Here is a 23,353-nt window from a genome sequence, read left to right as displayed (position 1 = left end):
CTCAATAAGCCATTTAGTCATAAGGAGCAACAAATGAAAGCGGTTTTTTTAGACAGAGGCACTTTTTTGGAAGGATTGGCGCTGCCAAAACCTCAAGGTATTGATGAGTATCAAACCTTTGATGAGACGCCCCAAGACGATCAGTTAATCATCGAGCGCTGCCAAGGGGCGCAGATTATCTTTACCAATAAGGTAAAAATTAGCGCTGAGGTTATCGCCGCTTTACCGGACCTAAAGCTCATTCAATTAACGGCCACTGGCATGAACAATGTGGATGCTGACGCCTGTAAAAAACAGGGTGTTGAGCTATACAATGTCGCCGGTTATGCCGTAAAAAGTGTGCCAGAACATACCTTTATGTTAATGTTGGCGGCACTGCGCTCCGGCGTCCATTATCACAACAAAGTCATCGATGGCAGCTGGGAGGCCTCAGGCAACTTCAGCCTGATGGATGTGCCATTAATTGACTTAGAGGATACCACCTTGGGCATTATCGGTGTCGGCACCATTGGCAAACGAGTCACCGAAATTGCCAAAGCCTTTGGCATGACTGTGCTTTGGGCCGAGCATCAAGGTCAAGCGCCGCGCAATGATGAGTATACCGACTTTGACACTGTGCTCGAGACCTCTGATGTGATTAGCCTGCACTGTCCATTGACCGAAAAAACAGCGCACCTCATTAACGCTGATACTTTGGCCAAAATGAGCAAAAAACCCTTGGTGGTGAACGTGGCACGCGGCGGAATTGTAGACTCAAAAGCCATGGTTGAAGCGCTAGAGCAAGGTCAAGTACTGGGCTACGCCACTGATGTGTTTGAACAAGAGCCGACCACTCAGGAGGATCCATTATGGCAATTGGGGCAAAAAAATCATCCACGCCTGATTTTTAGTCCGCACAATGCTTGGGCCAGTAAGGCTGCGCAGCAAAAGCTGTGGGATATTTTAACCAAACAGGTCAGTGAGTTTATTACCACACACAAACACTCAGTGTCATCCTAGCTATTGAGCAGTAGCCGTTTATCAAAAAAGCCCCATAGCATTGAACTGAACCCCAAATGTTGGACGGTTTAGCTTAGATCAAGGACTGAGTTCTGTATTGCACAGGACTCAGTCCTTTTAGTTTAAGTTGAATACGCTCATGGTAAGAGAGCTCACACCGTGGCGACCTAGGCTACCTAGGCTACCTAGCCCATAAACAGACTACGCCCAAAACAGCACAAACACGCAAGCCATGGCCAGTAAGATACCCACAATATTAAGCTTACTGAGTGACTCTTTAAAGCCAAATACGCCAACCAAAGTGGCCACAGCAATAACCCCAACGTTCATACCCGTAAACACCACACTTGGCGAGTCAGACAGCACTTGGTGCGCTTTAACATAAGCATAGATATTACCCGTATTTAATGCCCCAAGCAGCACGCCTGCAATCAAGGCTTTGCTGTCCCACACGGTCTTTTTGGCAATCAGATACATAAATAGCAAGACAGCAGATAGACCAAAGGCCATAAATAAGGTCAACGCAAAAGCAGCCCCTTGCTTGGCCACTTGCTTAAATAAGATATCAATCACCCCATAACCCAGCCACACCCCCAGCAGCCATAGCCCAACTGGTCTTTTTATTGGTGCCGTATTGGGTGTTGAGGAGTAGACAGATTGTCCAACCACCGCCGGCTCCGGATGACGAGTAATGAGCGCCAATAATGCCAAAAACCCAAGCGCTATGCCCAAGGTGCGCTGCGTGGTCAAGGTTTCACCAAATAAGACAAAGGCGGCAACAATAGGAATAATCAGTGACAGTCTTTGCGCCGCGTCAGTAGCGATAATGCCAACAGACTCAATGGCTCGGCCTAAGATGACAAACACCAAAGGCAGTAATATGCCCAGCAGCAGAATAATACCCCACGCATCACCAAGCTGCCCTATTCCTGAAAAGTCTGGCTTGAGTAATACAAATGTGAGCAAAAATGCCACAGGATAACCGGCCGCGATGGTCTGGCGGATATCTACTTGTTGATGACGAAGCACTTTGAGCAAAATAGAAACTGCCACACTGCATAGCACAGCGATAACCAGATATGTCATAGTTTTTGAGCCCAATTCATAAAAATAGCGAAGAATGTAACAATTTATTTCGAAAGATACAAGATATTTTGCTCGACCTAATTTTGACACCTCATATCACAGCTTAACGCAAAATCAGCCTTGGCAGTCAGCAATTTATTAAAATAAGCCCTTGTTTCTGGCCGGTTTATCCCTATCTAGTACAAACTATCTGTCTTATGCCCATATCAGCTCTGATTATACGGACTATCAGACCTATACTTATAAAGCCGGCTTTGTAGCCGACTTTTTAGGGTTAAACGTGTAGTTGTTGTTCATATACCTATTGCTTGTTCAAATACAGCATCTAGCTTTTGTGCTACTCAGCTTTTTACCTGGTATCGCATCGATATGCGACACTCAAAAAAAGATAGTGCTGCGTTGTCATATTATTCCTCTACTATGACGATTTGTGCCTTCTAAAACCACTATCTTTCATCACAACCAACATCGATCCTGCTGACTTTTATGAAAAAGCTCTTTCACTATTTTGAAACCCGTCTTTCAGCTTTCCCAGAGAACAAGATCCCGCTACCCAAAGAGGGACTGTTTAAGTTTTTGTGGGCCTGTACCTATGGTCTGCGTGGCTGGCTGCTGTTATTTATGATTCTCACCGCCGGTATCGGTATGTACGAGGCCATGCTGTTTGCGTGGATTGGCAATCTGGTCGACTGGCTTGGGATGTATACCCCCTCTAGTCTGTGGGCAGAAAAAAGCGGACCATTAAAGCTGATGGCTGTGGTGCTGATTATCAGTCCATTTTGGGTCGGCTTTGCCGCTTTGGTTCACTTCCAAGTTATCCAAGGCGTGTTCCCGATGCAGATGCGGTGGCGCTTTCATAAGCGTATGCTGGGTCAGTCAATGCAGTTTTACCAAAATGAATTCTCAGGACGCGTCTCTGCTAAAGTGATGCAGACAGCGCTTGCGGTGCGCGATACCGTGATAACTGTGGTGGATATGATGATTTATGTGCTGGTGTATTTCGTCACCAGTGGCATTATTTTATTCAAGCTCGATAGTCTACTGCTTATCCCCTTTGCGCTATGGTTGGTGTTGTTTGGGTTTACGCTTTGGTATTTTTTGCCCAAATTAAAGCAAACAGCCAGCATTCAGGCCGATGCACGCGCCCTGATGACTGGGCGCATTACCGATGCTTATGCCAACATTATGACTGTCAAGCTATTTAGCCACTCTCAGCGTGAGCTAAGTTATGCCAAATCAGCGATGAAGCAGTTTTTGGCCACAGTACATGGTCAGATGCGCTGGGTGACGGCGCTGGAATTTGTGAACCATCTCATTAGCGTCATCTTAATTGGCAGTACCGCCGCCATTGGTCTGCACTTATGGCAGCGCGGTGATGTGGGTGTGGGCGCTATTGCCGCAGCTACCGCTATGGCACTGCGCTTAAATGGCTTAACTCACTGGATTATGTGGCAAATGGCCAGCTTGTTTGAAAGCGTGGGTACGGTGCAAGATGGTATTCGCACGTTGTCTGCACCGCAAAGCGTGGTGGACAAGCCCGGTGCTCCGGATATGGTGGTCCGTGAGGGTCATATTGAGTTTAAAAACGTCGACTTCGGCTATGAAGGCAGCGACCTGAGTATCGCCACAGAAGACAGCAAGCCTGAAGCATCAACCAAGCACAAAAACTACATTAAGCTGCTCGATAACTTTAATCTGGATATCAAACCTGGTGAAAAGATTGGCTTAGTGGGGCGTTCAGGGGCGGGTAAATCGACCTTGGTTAATTTGCTACTGCGCTTTTATGATGTCGATGGCGGACATATTATTATTGATGGTCAAGCCATTGATGCGGTGACGCAAGAGAGTCTGCGCCAACAGATTGGTATGGTCACTCAAGACACCTCGCTTTTGCACCGTACAGTGCGTGAGAACATTGCTTATGGCCGCCCGACTGCCACAGACGCTGAGATTATCGCGGCATGTAAGCAGGCACAGGCTTGGGACTTCATCCAAGGCCTGCACGATGCCAAAGGCAATACCGGGCTTGATACACAGGTTGGTGAGCGTGGGGTTAAGCTATCAGGGGGGCAACGTCAGCGTATCGCTATTGCCCGAGTTATGCTAAAAAATGCGCCCATTTTATTGTTAGATGAGGCCACCAGTGCGCTCGATTCAGAAGTTGAGCACGCCATCACCGAAAGCTTAAACAGCATGATGATGGGCAAAACTGTGATCGCCATTGCCCACCGTCTATCGACCATTGCCGCGCTAGATCGCTTAGTGGTCATGGACAAAGGCTGCATTATTGAGCAAGGCAGTCACGAAGAGTTGTTGGCGAAAAACGGTGTTTATGCCAGTCTGTGGCAAAGACAAAGTGGCGGCTTCTTAGGCGATGATGAGGACATAGCGACGTAAGCTTAAGTTTAGCATGAGACTAACCTAGGTTCATGATTGGTAGGCTCATGATTGGTAGGCTTATGATTAGTAAGCTTATGATTAGTAAGCTTAGGATTAGATAAGCAAGCCTGTTAGCGCCGCTTATACTATTACACAGTTGGCTAGCAAACAGCTAAAAAAAGGATGCACACATGAAAGGACTTCAGGTCAATGACACCGCCCAATTTGAGCATAGTATCAAGCTTTCGGGCAAACAGGCCCGCTACTATGACTTTGCTCAATTACATACTGCCTCTGACAGCACGGTGTCAGATATTGAGTCATCAAATAATCAGCCGCAGCCCAAACCTATGGCTCATTTTTATGGCGGTAATGGCTTTACAGTGGGTGTGTATCAGCCGTTACTCAGTGCACTAAGTGACCAGTTTCATGTGACCAGCTTGGCGATGCGTGGCTACTGGCATGACCTACCCCAAGATAAGGTGATGACTCGGGAGCAAGACGCTGACATGCTGATTGAATTCTTAGAGCAAACCCAAAGTGGCCCGGTCATCGGCATCGGTCATTCCCAAGGCGCTACGGCTACTGCACTGGCAGCAGCCAAACGCCCGGATTTGTTTTGTGCTATTTATTTAATTGACCCAGTGACCTTTACCAAAGCGCAATCGCTGTTGTATAGCCGTATACCCAGACGTGTGTTATTAACTCGTCAGCCCTTTAAAAGCACCAAAGTCAAACAAGCAGACTGGGAGAGCGTCGAGGCCTACTATCAACATCTGCGCGCTCAGTCACCTTTTCGCCGTATCAGTGATGAGAACTTGCGCCTGTTTGCTGCCAATAGCTTAATTGAAAAGCCTGAAGGCGGATTTACGCTATTGTTTGGCCCACAATATGAGCTGGCCAGCTACTTTGGCACGCCCTATATTACCCCTGCCCTAAAAAAACTTAATCAATTAAATCTGCCCTACCATCTGATTTTGGCCAAGCCCACCATGTTTGTCAGCGATGATGTCCGCAAAAGCTGGCAAGGCATTGTGCCCCGCGACCGGATAACCACCTTAGCAGACTATGGCCATTTAGTGCCGATGGAAGCACCAGAGCAGTGTGCCAAGCTTATTTTTAAGCTGCAGTCACGCTAGCTGCGTGTGCCATAAAGATACAAGCTTATGAGCACTTTATTTGCACCAGCCCCAACCGATAATCTGTTGCCCTATGACGGAATTGTCAATGATTTGGGGCGACTCATCACTGATGATAAAGCGCTGTATCAGCAGCTGCTTGCCGAGTTGCCTTGGCAGTCTGACAAAGTTACTTTGTTTGGCAAGACCCATATAACCACTCGGCAGATTGTGTGGATGGGAGATACCCCAAGCGCATCCACACAGGCCCTTAGCTATACTTACTCAGGACATACCCGCCCTATTGAGCCTTGGCATCCGGCTGTGTTTCACGTGAAACATATGATTGAACAGCAATTACAACCGCTAAAAATTTGCACTCAATTTAACAGTTGTCTGCTAAATTACTACCCTAGTGGCGAGGAGGGCATGGGCTATCATGCCGATGATGAGCCTGAGCTTGGGTATCAGCCAATTATCGCCTCACTGTCATTGGGTGCCACCCGTAAATTTGTGTTTAAGCATAAAAAAACTCAAGATAAAGTCGAGCTTTATCTTGAGTCAGGACAACTGGTCGTGATGCGTGGTGATACTCAGCAGTACTGGAAACACAGTATCACTAAGACTAAAAAGGTGGATACCGGGCGGATAAGCTTAACCTTCCGCCATATGCTTAACCATCCTTAATGCATTCATACGGTAATCTGCTGTGTCTTAGACAATTGGCTTGCATCACACTTAAATAAAGCCCTACATCTCCAGCACAATCTTACCAAAGCTGTCCCCTGTCTCTAGCGCCTGATGTGCGTCGGCAGTTTTTGCCAATGGATAAGTATCTTGGATCTGAAGCACAAGCTTACCTTGGGCAATCTGATTTAAGACTGCGGCCAAGTCTTGAGCATTGGGCTTAGCAATAAAGCCTTCTACTTGTAGCTGTTTATCCGCCCCCGCTTTTTTTAGCTCATCGGCCCAAATCGAAGGCAATACCACCACACGGCCACCGGTCTTGACCACGGCTAATGCCTTTTTACCCGCTTCACCGCCCACCAAGTCTAATAATAAATCGGCCTCAAGCTCTGGAAAAGCTTCTTGTTTGGTGTAGTCGATCCAGCCTTCAAGTTTGCTTAGGTCAATGAAACTACCGATTTTTTGATACTTCTCAGCCGAGCAAATAAGGGTAATCTTAATACCTTTTTCCTCGATGGCATTCACCAGCATTTGTAAGGTGAGATGGCCCACCCCGCCGGCAGGTGCACTCATAACCACATGCTCACCTGGTTTAATATCAGCAAAATCAATCATTTGCTTGGCAGTGGTGCCGACGCAAGGCAGCGCACCGGCTGTCTTTAGATCGACCGCTTCAGGCACTTTTGTCAACACTTGAGCGTCCACAGTATTATATTGAGCATAGCAGCCGCCTTGGAAATTTAAGGCAGCCACCTTATCTCCTGGCTTAAAGTCCGCTACGGTACTGTCGACCACCTCGCCTGCCATATCAAAGCCCAATATCGCAGGCTGATTGGCAGCAAACTGATTGTCTTTGATACTTTGTGCGCCCCAGCCCAAACCTTGACGGGTTTTATAGTCGACTGGGTTAATGCCGGCGTATGCAATCTTGACTAAGACCATACCTGTATCAAGACTAGGCACCACCATATCTGAGCGATACTGCAAAACATCTGCCTCACCAAATTCTGTGATGATGATGGCCGATTGTGTCTGTGGGTACGTTGAAGACATGACATACTCCTTGTATTGTTATTGCTTTAGTGAGTGGTAGTCGTACAGCATAATACCGTTACGCTAAGAACTCTAGCCTAACTCTGTATATCGATGCCATCTTGACTGCCACCTTGCCTAAAGCATCACTACAATGTCTGCATTAAGCCTCTTTTAAAGACTCAGGTACGTCTGCACCGTCTTCGATGTCTAGGCGTTTGCTTTTCTCGCCTTTGGCAACAATCCCACCGCCCACTTGTATGGCATGAATTTTACCGCCCTTATTAACTTCTACTGTATTTACCTCATTGCCTTGGGTCTCTAAATTACCACCAATATTAATTTGCTCAGCTTCTCCGCCCTCTTTAACCGATAAGCCAATGGCTTTTAGGGTAGATAATACCCCTTTCACCAGTGACTGGCCTTCACCACCGTGGGTAATCACATCACGGTGCACAGTCAGCTTGCCAATTTTACGGCTTAACTGAATACCAATTGAGCCATCGCCGAAGGTTTCGATGCTGCCAAATTCGATATTATCCACTGTCCCATCATACTGGTTATAACCACGTGCCCCTAGACCATAAGTCTTCACATCGCCTTTTACCACAAAGTTACCCACAGTACCGAAGTTTACGAACCCTATACCGCTTGGGCCGTACGAGATAACATCTTTTTCTGACAGCCAGTTATCCACATGTCCCCAAGTATCTAACACCATATCGCTAACGCCATAAGTTACGATGGTCTCATTATGGGTGAGCTGTTTGACAGTGGCGCCATAGACAATAAAGATTGCGGCAGTAATGATATCGGGTACGCCAAACGGCAATTTACCATTTGAATACACCGCACCGGTGGTAATGCGATCAGCCACAACCGTACCACCCTCATCACCAAAGCCTGAAACAAATAAGCCTGAGCCTAATACAGGGGCATTTTTACGACCAATCGTAATATTGTCTATCGTTAAATCAATCCGGCTGTCTTTTTCGCTATTAAAGTTATACACAGTCAGCGCACCTTGAAGCACATTGACGCCGTACTTTTGCGGCTGCTCTGGGTAATGGCGCGCATCACAGGCGATAATGTCTACATCTTTAATGCTGACCTTGGCCGACTTAGTACCTGGACGGGTGATGAATGACAATTGCCCGACTAGGCCTAGATTTTCAAATTGAAAGCTGCCCAAATCTTGTTCTTGCAAGATGTTATAAATAGCACGGTGTGAGGCATCGGCCTGAATGTTTAAGTCTTTGATGTGGTTATTCTTGGTTAAGGCAATACCATCGGTACGCGAAAACGATAAGGTTGGCAGCTCGCCGTTTTCTTGTGCCTCACCTCGCAATATCACATTAGGGGCTAAGGTAAACGAGCTACTAACCAAGATGCTTCGGCCGATGACCAGCTCTTGTTCACCTTTCATGACTGCTTGGACTAATTCATTGTAAGTTGTAATGTGACTCATGGTATTTGCCTTTTTATTTATTTATTGATTGCTGATTATTAAGTTGTGAGTTATTCGTTTATGGGCATTTAATTGACATCCGCCCTCCCTAAAGTCACCCCTAATCTAAAACTAACTATAATTAGATACGTTAAATGGGTTCTTTTACGGCGAAGGTTAATAAATAAGATAGCTGAGTTTTATTGTTTTTTTTGCAAAAAAATGTGGTAGTTATATTAATATATGATTAACAAAGGTTAAGTAAAATTTGACATAGCTCATACCTACTCTTTGTTCAGACAAATTTTAGACACAAAAAAAGACGGGCCTAACCGATACCCGTCTTTTTTAGTTTTCGATATTGTAGCGTTAAGGTGATAGACGATAAGTCTTTATCACTTAGATTTTAATTATAGAGGTGGCCTACCACATACCACGGCGATGGTTCGTTACCCAGCGGTGCATACCTAGGACATTTAGGGTTTTCATGTTACTAAAGTTAGTCCACTCTTGTACTTCAGGACTAAATTTTACGTTACGATATAACTGATCCCAAGTCTGGCCTCTACGGGTTAAGTCGAGTACTTGTTGATGCAAATCTACCATATAGTTGCGTAAGGCCACTTGATCCGCTTTAGTGGCTGGGGTGTAGTGACCAATATCAATGATATCCACATCTTGAGCCACTACCCAATCTAAAGTATCAATCCAGCCTGGATAATAAAAGTCTAAGAAGTCATTGTATGGCATGGTCTTATGCTGACACACGTCGGTACATTGTAGCGCTTTCTGACGGGGGAATAACACCATGGTCATGCTGTCTGAGTGGCTTGGCGCTACGTGATGTAGCTCTACTTTTTCGCCGCCCAAAGTAATGCTCATGTCCTTGTCAAAGACTTTATCTGGCACGGCATAAGGTAGTTTTTCACCAATAATTGGCTCAAGTGCACGCTGATTAGCGACCACTGTTGCACCTGCTCTTTGAAACACATCCGTTCCAGCCATATGGTCAGCATGAGCATGAGTCACTACCACATATTTGACGGGTACTTTAAAGCGCTCATTAATCTCTTTATTTAACCATTCAGCCGCACAAGTCGCGCCGGCATCAACAACCAAAGCACCTTCATCGGTAATCATAACGATGCCACTGTGCACGGCCAAACCTTTGCCGTTGGTATGGCGATATAAGTTGTCTTTTAGATGCACGAGAGTAGGTGCCGCATCATCACACATGCCTACAGTAAAGTCAGGCAACACAGGACGTGCACCAATCTTCGACTTATCAACCGCCACTCCGGTATCCGAGGCCGCTGTTGCAGCCAATGACAAGGTTAACCCTGCCAATGCCAACATAGATTTTTTCAAAAAACTCATAATAAACCTCCAAAATTTTATAATAGGTAATGAAATTAAACCACTACTCATAATCTTTAACTTATAATGTAGACTATATCTTAGTGTGTTTAATTCCTGAAGTTTTATTTCATTATGTTAACTTGTGATTCATTAAGTAACTTATGATTAACTTTTGTAAAAAAATATAGATGGATTAATAAAGATTTTAGAGCTTATACCTTGTGGTAAAAGGTCTATAGATTTGTTACTCTATTATATCAGCAATCTTTCATTAATAAAATTTAACATAGTGCAAGGATTGTTTATACAAGGTAAAATAAAAACCTAAGCATAATATATCCCTTATACCGAATAACTGAGTTTTCAGCTTGCTGAAAAGACGCCTAGAAAAATATAAAAGCGTTAGTTATAAGGATTATAATAAATTGCTAAGTAAATGATTACACCCCTTTGACAGCGTAACCTAACAGCTGTTTTATGCTTGTTTAATAAACCTTTAACCTTGGTTTTTTACCTAATTTGAGGATACTATCATGACAACTTCTAACAAATCAGCTGAAGCGTTGGCTAACAAATCACTTTCCAGACGTCAGCTAATCGGCGCTGCCGGTATTGGTCTAAGCGCCACTGCCCTACCGTTAATGAGCACTCAAGTGTTTGCGGCGGCGAATGATGCCAAGACGCCACCTGCGCCCTATCTTGCCAGCACCGCAGAAAAGAAATTAAACGTCATCAGTCTAGACCGCTTGGAAGTTGAAGCGCGTGCCGTCATTCCTAGAGCCGGCTATGAATTCGTATCAGGGGCAGCTGGTGAAGAATGGACCTTACGTGAAAACCGCCGTGCTTTTAACGACTATCGTATCGCAGCTAAGCGCTTGGTCGGTCTATCAAATAATGACATTAATATCAAAACCCGCCTATTGGGCTTAGATTTAAACTCACCCATCATGGTTGCGCCAATGGGTGCTCATGCTATGGTGCATGAAAAAGCTGAGCAAGATACCTCACGTGGTGCCGGCCTAGCCAAAACTTTATATTGCTCTTCTGGGGCCTCAAATGCCACGTTAGAAGAGATTGCAAGTGCCACAACTGGTCCAAAATGGTTCCAGTTGTACTACAACAATGATGAAGCTGTGACACGTCAGCTACTTACTCGTGCCAAAAAAGCAGGTTACTCAGCCATCATCTTGACTGCCGATGCCTTAGGCCCAGGTCAGCCTGATAACTTTAAAGCGATGGGCAGCCCATTCCGTCCTGACAAAAACTTCGGTAACCATGATCCGAAAAAAGGCGGCTTTGGTAACTTCTTTGATCAAAAAACCTCTTTAACCACCAAAGACATTAAGTTCATCAAGAGCTTCACCGGTCTACCTGTCGTTGTTAAAGGTATTTTACGCCCTGATGATGCGGATAAATTTATCCGTGCCGGCGCCGATGCCATCCAAGTATCCAACCATGGTGGTCGTCAAATCGATGGTGTACCTGCCAGTATGACTGCGCTACCGGCCATTGCTAAGGTTGTAAACAACCGTGTGCCTATCATTTTAGATGGTGGTGTACGCCGTGGTATTGATGTTGTACGTGCTTTGGCAATGGGTGCAGATGCTGTGGCCGTTGGTCGTCCAGTATTATATGGTCTAGGCTTAGGCGGCGCGCAAGGCGTTCAGTCAGTGCTTGAGTTCTTAGAGCAAGATTTAAAAACAGCCATGCTACTTAGTGGTGCGGCCAAACTGTCTGATTTAAACCCAAGCTACATTGATATCGTTGGTGAGAATGAGAAATACGACACTTATAATGGCTAAGAGCTGATAATTAAGCGCTAAAAGCCTATAGGTGTGAATACCAAAAAAAGCTGAGCCCCGATATGGGAGCTCAGCTTTTTTTTGGTTCTGACGGTATATTAAGGTGTTGACTGTACATGAAGGTGTTGACTGTACATTCAAATGACAACGGCTTACTCTTGCGGACTATTACCATCTAATAAGTCTTTATCACCGCTGTGGTCTTGGATTTCCTCTTCTACTTTTTGCATCAATTTTGGATCAGGCTTGGCATCAAAGATCTCTTTGACCGCCTTATCACCCAGTATCTGCTTGGCGCGCTGCTTGGCTTGCTCTTTTTGTACGGTATCTGGTTTGGCTTGATTATTGAGTGCCGCTATTTGTTTGCTCAGCGCTTCAATCAGCTTAGGGTTATTTGCCACAAAGCTGTTGTCATATTCAGTAGACTCTGCTGATTCACCGGATAAGGCGCTATGCAATTGCATGATGGCATGCTCTACATCTTGGTTAAAGCGCAACCGATAAATCGGTTCAGGTAAGCTAAAGCCATGGTCCTCAAGAGCATGCTTGGCTTCACGAATAGCGATACTACGAGCTTTCATGATATCGGTATCGGTTTGATCGACCCATACTTGAAATTCAAGCATGATATTGGAGTCGCCGACTTCAGTAATAATGCACACAGCTTTTGGGTTATCAAGGACGAAATCCAGACTGTTAACTGCCTCTAAGCCTACCTTGATTGCTGCTAAGGGGTCATCATTAGCATCGACGCCCAACTGAAAGGTAAAGCGGCGCTCGGGGTTTTTGGTGTAGTTTAAGATAGTACCTTTAAACACCTCTGAATTTGGCAACCGCAATTGATTGCCATCTGAGGTCATCAAAATGGTGGCCCGACTGGTCAGACGTACCACAATGCCTTGCTGACCATTAATACTGACCAAATCTCGCGCCTGAAAGGGCTGACGGATACTGAGCATCAAAGAGGCAATATAGTTCTCAATGGTGTCTTTTACTGCAAAGCCCACTGCAATACCGATAACACCGGCACCTCCGAGCAAGGTGCCAATGATGGCCTCAGCCCCCATCAGGCTTAAGCCGAGCAACAGCGCAATAACAAAGAACAGCACCTTAACCGTTTGTGCCAGCAGTTCGGCAATAAAGGGATTGGGAGTGATGCGCTGCCATAGCGACTCACGCCGTGCCAGCCAAGACCCAAACCAGACCACCGCAGCAAACACTAAAATGGCCACTACCAGCAGCGGTAACGCCTGGATAAAAGCACGGATTTGCTGGTTTAGCGAACTAATTACCGGCGTGACATTGTCTTGCACATCCAGCGTACGACTAATGCGGTCCTCGACGGCCACCACATCGTTGACCCTATTGGCTAAGCTAATGGCTTGCTGCGCCTTTTTTTCATTGGGCACTTCACCCGATATACTGACCACACCTTGGCTAACCGTAACGCTAAGCGCTTTTAATCCTTCAATCTCAGAGTAGATACCGCTAATGCGCTGCTTGATATCTTGATCATTGACCTGATCAGGCTTGGTGGCAATCACGGTGTCTTTGTCGGTTATATTGCCCGCGGTAGGCACATTGACCGCACCCGGTGTCTCAGCTATGTCTGGCTTATCTGAGTCCACCGGTTGCTGCTCAATCTCTTGATTACTCTCCACCGGCTCGGCACTGACGCTTGAGGCCTCACTGTTAGTACCTTGCTGCTCTGCTTCAGTTAGCGCTTGCGCCGGCAAGCACCATAGCCATGCACTAACAAGGAGCATCACAGCCCCTAGCCTGCCCCTATCAGCGGTGATGGGTTTTAGGCGCAAGCCAGATTCAGTGGTGCGGTGGCTATGAGACAGCTTTAAAAAAAAGGGCATTGTTCTCCGGTTACTCTGATGTTTTTAGGTTGAGGGTCTGCTTATCTGAATATCTACTGGGCTATGGGGTACACTACTTATCCAAATAAGCCTGAGCCTCGCCCAAATCTAGGGTGCCTTCATAAATAGCCCGGCCTGTAATGATACCCTCAATGCAGTCGCCATAGGGTTTTAGCAGCTCAATGTCTTTCATATCAGTCACGCCGCCTGATGCGATAACCGGCAGACCACCAACACGGGCCAAATTCACGGTTTGCTCGACGTTCACGCCTTGCATCATGCCATCACGCGCAATATCGGTATATACGATAGAAGATACGCCAGCATCAGCAAAGCGCTTAGCAAGCTCAGTGGCCTTAGTATCGGTGACATTGGCCCAGCCATGGGTAGCAACCATGCCGTCTTTGGCATCAATGCCGACGATGATATGACCGGCAAACTCTCGGCAAGCCTCTTCCACAAACTCGGGGTTTTCAACCGCCTTGGTACCGATAATAATATAGGTCAGTCCCGCAGCCAGATAATGCTCAATGGTCTGTAGGCTGCGTACACCGCCGCCAAGCTGTACAGGTAGGTTCGGATGCGCCTTAGCGATTTGCATCACCACATCTTTGTGCACCGGCACACCATCAAAGGCACCGTTTAGATCCACCAAATGCAAACGACGGGCACCCTCATTCACCCAGCGAGTGGCCATCGCCACAGGGTCGTCAGAAAATACTGTGTCATCTTCCATACGGCCTTGCTTAAGACGCACGCACTTGCCATCTTTTAGATCAATGGCAGGAATAAGAAGTGGTGCCACAGCGGTCGTTACATCGGTATTTTGGGTAAAAGGAGATTGAGTACGCATATCAAAGGCCTTAGCTTAAATAGTAAGCGAGGAAAAATATAGGGTGAGTAAAAAGCATTTTTAGGTTACATTTGTAGCCTCAAACTGCTTAAATTAGCAAACATACTGGCAATTTTAGGGTAATTTAACGTATAATCCTAGGTTATATTGTATATGTATTTTGGTAGCCAGTCGCCACTGTCTTCTATGCTAAGAGGTTAGCACAGGTATAACTATTCGTAAGCATTTTTCCTAAATCTCGCGGGTTTTATAGTTCTGAAGTGCGTTTTTGTCGTACTGCTGCTACATCTTATCTTTGCAAGATCATATCTCGGTCACTGCGCCGTTCTTGACTTGTGCAAACCCGACAGGACGTCTGGCCTTTCTTCGCTTATGGAATAAGTTCGCTTATGATTACCATCAAAAAGGGGCTTGATTTGCCCATTGCTGGCGCTCCCAGCAGTGAAATCACCCAGCATTCGCCAAAGCACGTTGCACTTGTGGGCTACGACTATGTCGGTATGAAGCCCACAATGAACGTTAAAGAAGGTGATATTGTCACAAAAGGCCAACCTGTTTTTGAAGACAAAAAACGCGTTGGTGTGATCTACACCGCACCCGCCTCAGGTAAAGTCGTTGCTGTTAATCGTGGCGACCGCCGAGTATTTGAAAGCCTCGTCATTGAGATTGATCCCAATGCTGGCCCAAATGCTAATGAGGTGACGTTCAAGCAATATGCCTCAAACGAGTTGGCGGGATTAGATGCTGAAGCTGTGCAAGCGCAATTAATCAAATCTGGTGAATGGACGGCGTTTCGTACTCGCCCTTATAGCCGTACACCTGAAATTGGTGCGCGTCCACAAGCTATCTTCGTCACTGCAATGGATACCAATCCATTAGCCTTCGACCCGATGCTGCTTATCCAGCAAGAACAGCAAGCCTTCGATGATGGTCTTGCCGTTTTGTCGACCTTATCTCCCAAAACTTATGTGTGTCATCACGGCAATGCCAATTTGCCAAAAGTCGCCAAAACAGCGCCTGGCAACAGCACCGAATATCATGCTTTTGCAGGTAAGCACCCTGCAGGTAATGCCGGTACCCACATTCACTTTTTACACCCCGTCAGCCGTGATGTCACGGTGTGGACCATTGGCTTTCAAGATGTGATTGCCATTGGTAAGTTGTTTACCACAGGCCGCTTATATACCAGCCGTCTTATTAGCTTGGCAGGCCCTGCGGTGGCCAAGCCACATCTGGTGCTTACTGAGCGCGGTGCCGAGTTAACTCAGCTGACTCAAGGTGAATTAATCTCTGGTGACAACCGTATTATTACCGGCTCGGTATTGTCCGGCCGTAAAACCATTGGCACCACCGCTTATTTGGGCCGTTTTCATAACCAAGTAAGCGTGTTACAAGAAGGCTATGAGCGCCCAGCGTTCCACTTCTTTAGCCCAGGCTTTAACCGCTTCTCAAAACTGCCTATTTATATCTCGCAGTTTTTTAAGAGCAAAAAATACAACTTTACCACGACCACAAATGGCTCTCCTCGTGCCATGGTGCCCATTGGCGTCTTCGAGGAAGTCATGCCACAAGACTATTTGCCAACCCAATTACTACGTGCCCTAATTGTTGAAGATATCATCTCAGCAGTAGACCTCGGTGCTTTAGAGCTTGATGAAGAAGACTTGGCACTTTGTACCTTTGTATCACCGGGTAAATACGAGTTTGGCGACATCTTGCGTGATAACTTAACTCGCATCGAGCTGGAGGGCTAACGCTGATGAAATTTTTACACAATATGTTTGACCGCTTAGAGCCTAATTTCACTAAAGGTGGCAAACTTGAGAAATACTACGCTGTGTTTGAAATGTTCGATACTTTCTTACGTCAGCCAAGCAGCACAACCCATTCAGCGGCGCACGTCCGTGATGGTATTGATCTAAAACGCATCATGATTGTGGTGTGGTTATGTACGTTCCCTGCCATGTTTTGGGGTATGTACAACGTCGGTCATCAAGCGTTAATGGCCATTAGCCAATTAGGGCTACAGCCTGAAGGCTGGCGCACGGCTATTACCAACATGGTCGGCTATGATCCGAACAGTATGTGGGCCGCCTTCGTTTATGGCGCCATGCAGTTTTTACCCATTTATATCGTAACTTTCGCAGTCGGTATCTTTTGGGAGATCGTGTTCGCTGTGGTGCGTGGTCATGAAGTGAACGAAGGTTTCTTCGTCACCTCAGTGCTATTTGCACTGTGTTTGCCACCTGATATTCCTTTATGGCAAGTTGCCCTTGGCATCAGCTTCGGTGTGGTTGTCGCTAAAGAGGTGTTCGGTGGTACCGGCAAAAACTTCTTAAACCCTGCCCTATCAGGTCGTGCGTTTTTGTATTTTGCTTACCCCGCTTACATGTCAGGCGATACTGTTTGGACGGCTGTTGATGGCTTCTCAGGGGCAACACCTTTAGGTCTAGCGGCCATCGGTGTGACACCAGATAAATTCGTCGACGCTTACGGCTCAGCCATTACGTGGATGGATGCTTTCTTAGGCAACATGCAAGGCAGTATTGGTGAAGTATCTACTCTAGCTATCTTACTGGGTATGATTGTGCTTATCTGGACTCGCATTGCCTCATGGCGCATTATCGCCGGCTGTGTGGTCGGTCTGGTAGCCACTTCAATGGTATTTAACGCTGTCGGCTCAAGCGACAACTTAATGATGAGTCTACCTTGGTACTGGCATTTGGTATTGGGCGGTTTCGCTTTTGGTGCGGTATTTATGGCCACCGACCCTGTATCAGCTGCTCACACCAACAAAGGCCGCTGGGCATATGGTATCTTGATTGGCTTTATGACGGTGTTAATTCGCGTCATCAACCCCGCCTTCCCAGAAGGCATCATGCTAGCCATCTTATTTGCTAACTTGTTTGCGCCTTTGTTTGACTACTTTGTCACTCAAGCAAACATCAAACGTCAAACGGCTCGGAGGATGCGTCATGTCCCAGCAGACTAAGAAAAGCTCAAACTCAAACATGACCACCATTATGGTGGCCCTAGTCTTATGTTTGGTGTGTTCCGTAATGGTATCCGCCGTAGCAGTAGGCTTAAAACCCGCTCAAGTAGACAACCAGCTACTTGACCGTAACAAAAACATCTTGGTAGCAGCCGGCTTATTTGACCCAGCGAAAGACACCAACCAAGATGTCGAAGAGCGCTTTAAAGATTTTGAAGTAAAATTGGTGGACCTACAAAAAGGTCAGTACGCAACCGAGCAAGAGCTAACGACTGCCGGTATCACAGATATTGACAAGTACGATGCCGACCAAGCTTCTAAAAACAAGGCGCTAAGCATCGACTTAGGTAATGATGACCCAGCTGGTATCGGCTCAACGCCAAAATTTGCCAAAGTTTATGTAAAAAATGATGCCAATGGCAAACCTGAGCTGATGGTACTTCCGGTACATGGCTATGGTCTTTGGGGTACCATGTACGGCTTCTTAACCTTAGAGGGCGACTTAAATACGGTAAAAGGTATCAGTTGGTACGCTCATAAAGAGACCCCAGGTCTTGGTGCTCGTATTGAAGAAGATAAATGGCGTGATCAGTGGAAAGGCGTTCATGCTTATAATGACCAAGGCGAAGTGGCCACAGGGGTTACTAAAGCCGGTCAACCTAAGCCAAACGAAAACTGGGTAGATGGCATCAGTGGGGCAACCTTAACCAGCGCCGGTGTAAAAAACCTTATCCAATTTTGGTTGGGTGACCGCGGTTACAAACCATTTTTAGACAACTTACGTAGTGGCACTCCGAACAACACAGCTAACGCTCAGACATCAACCACTGCGGGCGAGGAGGCATAACATGGCTACAGAAACTAAAAAAATCTTAACCACGCCGATTTTTGACAATAACCCCATTGCGTTACAAATCTTGGGTATTTGTTCGGCACTGGCAGTAACAACCAGCGTAAAAAACGCGTTGGTTATGTGTATTGCTTTGACCTTGGTAACGGCTTTTTCAAGCTTTTTTATCTCAACCATCCGTAATCGTATTCCCTCAAGCATCCGTATTATTGTACAGATGACCATTATTGCCTCACTGGTAATCGTGGTGGATCAGATTCTAAAAGCAGTGGCTTATGATGTGAGTAAGTCACTTTCGGTATTCGTTGGTTTGATTATCACCAACTGTATCGTTATGGGCCGTGCTGAAGCGTTTGCTATGAGTAACCCTCCTGTACCAAGCTTTTTAGATGGTATTGGTAACGGTCTTGGCTATTCAGCGGTATTGCTATTTGTGGCCACTATTCGTGAACTCTTAGGTAATGGCAGCATCTTAGGCATTACCCTACTACAACCCGTCACCGATGGTGGCTGGTATGTGCCAAATGGCTTATTACTACTTCCCCCTTCTGCTTTCTTTATTATTGCGATGTTTATCACAGTAGTACGTATCTGGAAGCCTGAGCAAGTAGAAGAGCCTGAGTTTGTTATTAAGCCGCAGTCGAAAGGCATGGCTCACGGAGGAGGTCACTAATGGGACATTATGTCAGCTTATTTATCACGTCTGTTTTTATTGAAAACATGGCGCTTGCCTACTTCCTAGGCATGTGTACCTTCTTGGCGGTATCGAAAAAAGTATCTACTGCCATTGGTCTTGGTGTGGCCGTTATCGTGGTAATGAGTATCACCGTACCACTAAACAACCTACTGTTTCAGTTCATCCTAAAAAATGGTGCGCTGGCTTGGGCAGGTTTCCCAGATATCGACTTAAGCTTCTTAGGTCTGCTAAGCTACATCGCTTTGATTGCCGCTACCGTTCAGATCCTTGAGATGTTCTTGGATAAATTTGTGCCCTCACTATACAACGCACTTGGGGTGTTCTTACCGCTAATCACTGTAAACTGTGCCATCATGGGCGGCGTACTGTTCATGGTTGAGCGTGACTACAACTTCACCGAATCTTTAACTTATGGTGTGGGTGCTGGTTTTGGTTGGGCATTAGCGATTGCTTTATTAGCGGGTATCCGTGAAAAGCTAAAATACTCAGACGTACCTGCCCCACTACGCGGCTTAGGTATTACTTTTATTACTGTCGGATTGATGTCGCTTGGATTTATGTCATTTGGTGGCATGTCAATTTAACCGATTTACATTGCCCGTTTAATAGATAACAAGCGATTTTAATATTTAAAAAAGGACAAAAATCATGGAGTTATTTGGTACCGCCATTGGCGGCGTCGCCATGTTTACCCTGATTATCATGAGCTTGGTAGCCATTATTTTGATTGCCCGCTCAAGATTGGTCAGCTCAGGGGATGTCACCATTCATATTAATGGCAATCCTGACAATGATGTGGTAACCCCAGCCGGTGGTAAACTATTACAAACTCTCGCCAGCGAAGGTATCTTCTTATCATCCGCTTGTGGTGGTGGTGGAACCTGTGCCCAGTGCCGCTGTAAAGTCATCGAGGGTGGTGGTTCTATTCTGCCTACTGAAGAAGGTCACTTCACTCAAGGCGAAATCCGTGACAACATGCGTTTGGCGTGTCAGGTTGCGGTGAAGCAAGACATGAAAATCGAGATTGACCCTGAATTCTTTGATGTACAAAAATGGGAATGTGAGGTTGTCTCGAACGACAACGTGGCCACTTTTATTAAAGAGCTGGTATTAAAAATTCCAGATGGTGAAGAGGTCAACTTCCGTGCCGGTGGTTATGTACAGCTTGAGGCGCCGCCGCATGAAGTGCATTATAAAGACTTCGATGTTGCAGAAGAGTATCGCGGTGACTGGGATCATTTCGGCTTATTTAAATATGTCTCAAAAGTAGATGAGCCAGTGATCCGTGCCTATTCAATGGCCAACTATCCGGATGAAAAAGGCATTATCAAGTTTAACATCCGTATTGCCAGTCCGCCGCCTCGTGGCCCTGAAGGTATCCCACCAGGCAAGATGTCATCTTACGTATTTAGCTTAAAGCCAGGTGATAAGGTCACTGTATCAGGTCCTTATGGTGAATTCTTCGCCAAAGACACCAAAGCTGAGATGGTATTCATCGGTGGTGGTGCAGGTATGGCGCCAATGCGCTCGCACATTTTCGATCAGTTAAAACGTCTGCATTCAGATCGTAAGATCAGCTTCTGGTATGGTGCACGTTCGGTTCGCGAGATGTTCTATGTTGAAGATTATGACATGTTAGCGGAGCAGTTCGATAACTTCGAATGGCACGTGGCACTGTCTGATCCACAGCCTGAAGACAACTGGGAAGGGTATACTGGATTCATTCACAACGTGTTGTTTGAGGAATATCTAAAAGACCATCCAAACCCAGAAGACTGTGAATTCTATATGTGTGGGCCACCGGTGATGAACGCCGCGGTTATCGACATGCTACACAGCCTAGGTGTCGAAGATGAAAACATCTTATTGGATGATTTCGGTGGTTAGTGAGCGGGATGAATGCCTGCTGACAAAGAGCCACTGCTCTTAAGCCGATAAACTGTGATAAATTAAGAGCCTCAATGGAGGCTCTTTTTTTATGGCCACTATTTATAAGATCTGCCCTACTAACTCTGTCACATAAGAAAGGATGCTTATGAAAACCAAACTAAATAACCTAACCATTTGGATTACTGGTGCCTCAAGTGGGCTGGGTGAAGCGCTGGCGATAGAATTCGCTCGCCGCGGTGCCACAATTATATTAAGCGGGCGCAATAAACAAAAGCTCGAGGCCGTTAAAGCCAAATGTAAAAAACCGACAAAACACGTCGTGGTGCCCTTTGATATCTTAGACGTCGCACAAGCTGAAGCGGCTTATGCCACCGTTATCCAAAATGCGGGACATGTCGATTGGCTGATTAATAACGCGGGGGTCAGTCAGCGCTCATTAATTATGCAGACCAGTGAGGCCGTTGAGCGCCAATTGATGGAGATCGATTATTTTGCTCAGACCCGACTAACGCGTTTGGTACTACCAGATATGATTGCCCAGGGTGGCGGCAAGGTGGTGATGGTCTCAAGTGTGGCCGGATTATTAGGTACACAATATCGCGGTGCTTATGGTGCGGCCAAAGCGGCCATTCACATGTGGGCCAATAGCTTGCGTGCCGAATTAAGTGAGGACAATATTAAAGTGGCCACCATATTCCCAGGCTTTATCCAGACCAACGTCTCCATCAATGCCCTGACTGCCGATGGCAGCGCTCAAGGCACGATGGATGACGCCACTGACCAAGGCCTAAGTGCCAAAGCCTTTGCCAAGCAAGCGGTAAAAGCCTTGGTTCAAGACGAGGAGTACATTATCGTCGCAGGTCAAAAAGAGAAGTTTGCCACCTTAGTCAACCGGGTATCACCGCCTAAGCTGTATAAACTTATCCGCGGCGCAAAAGTTAAGTAGTAAAGTAAAGCTAAGTAGTAAAGCTGCCACAAATCCCATTAATAGCGTTAAAATATACCCCCTCCTGCTGATATAAGACGACCTTATATCAGCCCCTCTCCTTTATTTTTATAAAAATATACTTATGACGCCTTTATTCTCCGCACTGTTATCACCCACCGGGTCATCCTCTAACTTATCTGCTTCAAAAGCCATAATGGGCACGCTTATGCTGTCCACTACTGTGATGATGAGCGGCTGTGATCAACCTCCTACCTATGACTATATCAAGGGTGAGACCATGGGAACCAGCTATCACATCACTTTCCAAAACCCAAAGGGGGTGAATCAAGACGAGATTCAGCAAGCCATCGATAAGCGTCTACAGCAGATTAACCTCAGTATGTCGACTTACATGCAAGACTCGACCATCTCTAAATTCAACCGTTTGGGCGCCGGTGAGTCAATCACGGTAGATGCTGATTTTATAAAAGTATTGAATGATTCTAAACAGGTGTATCAACAATCAGGCGGCGCCTTTGACCCTACTGTGATGCCGCTAATTAATCTTTGGGGATTTGGCACAGTAATGACGGCCGAAAGATTACAAAACCCGCCAAGCGCCTCTGAGATAGCCACAGCCAAAGCCCTACTCGACTTTAAAGGTATCAAGCTCACCGAAGATAAGCTTAGCAAAGACAAGCCAAACGTGGCGCTGGACTTCTCAGCTGTCGCCAAGGGCTATGGGGTCGATGTGATTGCTGAGGTGCTGCACAAAGACTATAAAATTAATAACTACATGGTGGAGATTGGTGGTGAAGTGTCCACCTCAGGGGTGAACCAAAACGCCCAACCTTGGCAAATTGCCATTGATGCGCCCATCATAGACAGTACCGTCAGCGAGCGTTATACCTTAGCGGCCATTCGTCAGCCCCTCTTAAGCAACAAGCTGCATCTGGCCACCTCGGGCAACTATCGTAACTCGGTGGTGTTCGATGGGCGCCGCTACAGCCATACCATTGACCCCACCACCGGCCAGCCCATTGCCGGCGGTGCGCCCTCTGTGTCTGTCGTGGCAGATAGTGTCTCTTTGGCCGATGCTTGGGCGACTGCTTTGACCGCCATGACCTACGAAAAAGCGCTAGCCACCGCTAAGCAGCATAATTTGGCAGTGCTATTTGTGATACCCAAAGATGGTAAGATCCATGATGAAGTGCCCTCTCTTGAGGAGATTAAAAAGAACAAAGCCGACCCTCTAGCTTACTGGGAAGTGGTCGAGACTCCGGCTATGAAAACGCTACGCTCTGGTCAAAAAGACTAAATATCTAGAGCTATGAGGTACCGGGTTTATAAGCACTATAGCTTAGATTAA

At 46.3% G+C, this 23,353-nt stretch carries 19 protein-coding genes and 1 pseudogene; 13 read left to right on the top strand and 7 right to left on the bottom strand.

The window, feature by feature from the left end; genetic code table 11:
- Positions 1-33: 33 nt before the first annotated feature.
- Entirely contained in the window at positions 34-999 is a 966-nt protein-coding gene (locus tag MN210_RS00590; RefSeq protein ID WP_338412374.1) for a D-2-hydroxyacid dehydrogenase, read from the top strand.
- A 73-nt stretch (positions 1,000-1,072) separates the two neighbouring features.
- Here MN210_RS00590 and MN210_RS13275 read toward each other — a convergent pair.
- Both MN210_RS13275 and MN210_RS00585 read right to left on the bottom strand, forming a co-directional pair.
- Positions 1,073-1,141 (bottom strand): annotated as a pseudogene (locus tag MN210_RS13275) (IS3 family transposase); the annotation flags it as partial.
- A 59-nt stretch (positions 1,142-1,200) separates the two neighbouring features.
- Positions 1,201-2,085, bottom strand: coding sequence for an EamA/RhaT family transporter (locus MN210_RS00585; RefSeq protein ID WP_338412373.1), 885 nt, complete (start codon positions 2,083-2,085; stop codon positions 1,201-1,203).
- Positions 2,086-2,571: 486 nt separating this feature from the next.
- Here MN210_RS00585 and MN210_RS00580 point away from each other — a divergent pair, with 486 nt between their 5' ends.
- The 3 genes from MN210_RS00580 (at position 2,572) to MN210_RS00570 (ending at position 6,269) form a co-directional block, all read left to right on the top strand.
- Positions 2,572-4,482 (top strand): ABC transporter ATP-binding protein, encoded by a 1,911-nt coding sequence (locus tag MN210_RS00580; protein WP_110815912.1) that lies wholly within the window; start codon positions 2,572-2,574, stop codon positions 4,480-4,482.
- A gap of 173 nt (positions 4,483-4,655) precedes the next feature.
- Entirely contained in the window at positions 4,656-5,603 is a 948-nt protein-coding gene (locus MN210_RS00575) for an alpha/beta fold hydrolase (protein ID WP_338412372.1), read from the top strand.
- Between the two features lie 27 nt (positions 5,604-5,630).
- A complete protein-coding gene (locus MN210_RS00570) occupies positions 5,631-6,269 on the top strand; it encodes an alpha-ketoglutarate-dependent dioxygenase AlkB family protein (protein WP_011959402.1) in 639 nt (212 codons plus the stop codon).
- 63 nt (positions 6,270-6,332) lie between these two features.
- Here MN210_RS00570 and MN210_RS00565 read toward each other — a convergent pair whose 3' ends face one another.
- From MN210_RS00565 to MN210_RS00555, 3 genes are all read right to left on the bottom strand, one after another.
- Positions 6,333-7,322 (bottom strand): NADP-dependent oxidoreductase, encoded by a 990-nt coding sequence (locus MN210_RS00565; RefSeq protein ID WP_338412371.1) that lies wholly within the window; start codon positions 7,320-7,322, stop codon positions 6,333-6,335.
- Positions 7,323-7,464: 142 nt separating this feature from the next.
- The gene (locus MN210_RS00560; protein WP_241878880.1) at positions 7,465-8,769 is read right to left on the bottom strand and encodes a hypothetical protein; all 1,305 of its coding nucleotides are present in this window, start codon (positions 8,767-8,769) and stop codon (positions 7,465-7,467) included.
- A 402-nt stretch (positions 8,770-9,171) separates the two neighbouring features.
- Entirely contained in the window at positions 9,172-10,125 is a 954-nt protein-coding gene (locus tag MN210_RS00555) for an MBL fold metallo-hydrolase (RefSeq protein ID WP_110815909.1), read from the bottom strand.
- A 515-nt stretch (positions 10,126-10,640) separates the two neighbouring features.
- Between MN210_RS00555 and MN210_RS00550 the strand changes: the two genes are divergently transcribed.
- Entirely contained in the window at positions 10,641-11,909 is a 1,269-nt protein-coding gene (locus MN210_RS00550; protein WP_338412370.1) for an alpha-hydroxy-acid oxidizing protein, read from the top strand.
- Between the two features lie 152 nt (positions 11,910-12,061).
- Here the strand turns inward: MN210_RS00550 and MN210_RS00545 are convergent, their stop codons facing one another.
- The gene (locus MN210_RS00545) at positions 12,062-13,675 is read right to left on the bottom strand and encodes a mechanosensitive ion channel domain-containing protein (protein ID WP_338412853.1); all 1,614 of its coding nucleotides are present in this window, start codon (positions 13,673-13,675) and stop codon (positions 12,062-12,064) included.
- Positions 13,676-13,847: 172 nt separating this feature from the next.
- Positions 13,848-14,627, bottom strand: coding sequence for a 1-(5-phosphoribosyl)-5-[(5-phosphoribosylamino)methylideneamino]imidazole-4-carboxamide isomerase (gene hisA, locus MN210_RS00540; protein WP_011959397.1), 780 nt, complete (start codon positions 14,625-14,627; stop codon positions 13,848-13,850).
- A 389-nt stretch (positions 14,628-15,016) separates the two neighbouring features.
- On the opposite strand from hisA, the gene MN210_RS00535 reads away from it, so the two are divergent.
- The 8 genes from MN210_RS00535 (at position 15,017) to MN210_RS00500 (ending at position 23,302) form a co-directional block, all read left to right on the top strand.
- Positions 15,017-16,381: a Na(+)-translocating NADH-quinone reductase subunit A gene (locus MN210_RS00535; protein WP_155586763.1), complete on the top strand. Its 1,365-nt coding sequence runs from the start codon at positions 15,017-15,019 to the stop codon at positions 16,379-16,381.
- Positions 16,382-16,386: 5 nt separating this feature from the next.
- Positions 16,387-17,619: an NADH:ubiquinone reductase (Na(+)-transporting) subunit B gene (locus MN210_RS00530; RefSeq protein WP_011959395.1), complete on the top strand. Its 1,233-nt coding sequence runs from the start codon at positions 16,387-16,389 to the stop codon at positions 17,617-17,619.
- On the top strand, positions 17,603-18,466 hold the full coding sequence (locus MN210_RS00525; protein ID WP_155586764.1) for a Na(+)-translocating NADH-quinone reductase subunit C: 864 nt from the start codon (positions 17,603-17,605) through the stop codon (positions 18,464-18,466). The genes MN210_RS00530 and MN210_RS00525 overlap by 17 nt, the downstream gene beginning before the upstream one ends.
- A gap of 1 nt (position 18,467) precedes the next feature.
- Complete coding sequence (locus tag MN210_RS00520; RefSeq protein WP_011959393.1) at positions 18,468-19,142, top strand: NADH:ubiquinone reductase (Na(+)-transporting) subunit D; 675 nt, start codon at positions 18,468-18,470, stop codon at positions 19,140-19,142.
- Positions 19,142-19,750, top strand: a complete 609-nt coding sequence (gene nqrE / locus MN210_RS00515) for an NADH:ubiquinone reductase (Na(+)-transporting) subunit E (protein ID WP_011959392.1) — start codon at positions 19,142-19,144, stop codon at positions 19,748-19,750. Before MN210_RS00520 ends, nqrE begins: the two co-directional genes overlap by 1 nt.
- A gap of 64 nt (positions 19,751-19,814) precedes the next feature.
- Positions 19,815-21,053, top strand: a complete 1,239-nt coding sequence (nqrF, locus tag MN210_RS00510) for an NADH:ubiquinone reductase (Na(+)-transporting) subunit F (RefSeq protein WP_011959391.1) — start codon at positions 19,815-19,817, stop codon at positions 21,051-21,053.
- A 148-nt stretch (positions 21,054-21,201) separates the two neighbouring features.
- On the top strand, positions 21,202-22,002 hold the full coding sequence (locus tag MN210_RS00505; RefSeq protein WP_011959389.1) for an SDR family NAD(P)-dependent oxidoreductase: 801 nt from the start codon (positions 21,202-21,204) through the stop codon (positions 22,000-22,002).
- A gap of 208 nt (positions 22,003-22,210) precedes the next feature.
- Positions 22,211-23,302 (top strand): FAD:protein FMN transferase, encoded by a 1,092-nt coding sequence (locus MN210_RS00500; RefSeq protein WP_425605622.1) that lies wholly within the window; start codon positions 22,211-22,213, stop codon positions 23,300-23,302.
- Positions 23,303-23,353 lie beyond the last annotated feature (51 nt).

It is taken from the genome of Psychrobacter raelei (genome assembly GCF_022631235.3).
Classification (GTDB): Bacteria; Pseudomonadota; Gammaproteobacteria; order Pseudomonadales; family Moraxellaceae; genus Psychrobacter; species Psychrobacter raelei.
Note: the sequence above shows the minus strand (reverse complement) of the source record. Positions and strands in the feature narration are given on the sequence as shown.

Coding starts and splice junctions, on each gene's coding strand:
- MN210_RS00580 (WP_110815912.1), top strand. CDS start 2,572: ATGAAAAAGCTCTTTCACTATTTTGAAACCCGTCTTTCAGCTTTCCCA.
- MN210_RS00520 (WP_011959393.1), top strand. CDS start 18,468: ATGGCTACAGAAACTAAAAAAATCTTAACCACGCCGATTTTTGACAAT.
- nqrE (WP_011959392.1), top strand. CDS start 19,142: ATGGGACATTATGTCAGCTTATTTATCACGTCTGTTTTTATTGAAAAC.
- hisA (WP_011959397.1), bottom strand. CDS start 14,627: ATGCGTACTCAATCTCCTTTTACCCAAAATACCGATGTAACGACCGCT.
- MN210_RS00565 (WP_338412371.1), bottom strand. CDS start 7,322: ATGTCTTCAACGTACCCACAGACACAATCGGCCATCATCATCACAGAA.
- MN210_RS00530 (WP_011959395.1), top strand. CDS start 16,387: ATGAAATTTTTACACAATATGTTTGACCGCTTAGAGCCTAATTTCACT.
- MN210_RS00575 (WP_338412372.1), top strand. CDS start 4,656: ATGAAAGGACTTCAGGTCAATGACACCGCCCAATTTGAGCATAGTATC.
- nqrF (WP_011959391.1), top strand. CDS start 19,815: ATGGAGTTATTTGGTACCGCCATTGGCGGCGTCGCCATGTTTACCCTG.
- MN210_RS00570 (WP_011959402.1), top strand. CDS start 5,631: ATGAGCACTTTATTTGCACCAGCCCCAACCGATAATCTGTTGCCCTAT.
- MN210_RS00555 (WP_110815909.1), bottom strand. CDS start 10,125: ATGAGTTTTTTGAAAAAATCTATGTTGGCATTGGCAGGGTTAACCTTG.
- MN210_RS00535 (WP_155586763.1), top strand. CDS start 15,017: ATGATTACCATCAAAAAGGGGCTTGATTTGCCCATTGCTGGCGCTCCC.
- MN210_RS00560 (WP_241878880.1), bottom strand. CDS start 8,769: ATGAGTCACATTACAACTTACAATGAATTAGTCCAAGCAGTCATGAAA.
- MN210_RS00500 (WP_425605622.1), top strand. CDS start 22,211: ATGCTGTCCACTACTGTGATGATGAGCGGCTGTGATCAACCTCCTACC.
- MN210_RS00585 (WP_338412373.1), bottom strand. CDS start 2,085: ATGACATATCTGGTTATCGCTGTGCTATGCAGTGTGGCAGTTTCTATT.
- MN210_RS00590 (WP_338412374.1), top strand. CDS start 34: ATGAAAGCGGTTTTTTTAGACAGAGGCACTTTTTTGGAAGGATTGGCG.
- MN210_RS00545 (WP_338412853.1), bottom strand. CDS start 13,675: ATGCTCCTTGTTAGTGCATGGCTATGGTGCTTGCCGGCGCAAGCGCTA.
- MN210_RS00505 (WP_011959389.1), top strand. CDS start 21,202: ATGAAAACCAAACTAAATAACCTAACCATTTGGATTACTGGTGCCTCA.
- MN210_RS00550 (WP_338412370.1), top strand. CDS start 10,641: ATGACAACTTCTAACAAATCAGCTGAAGCGTTGGCTAACAAATCACTT.
- MN210_RS00525 (WP_155586764.1), top strand. CDS start 17,603: ATGTCCCAGCAGACTAAGAAAAGCTCAAACTCAAACATGACCACCATT.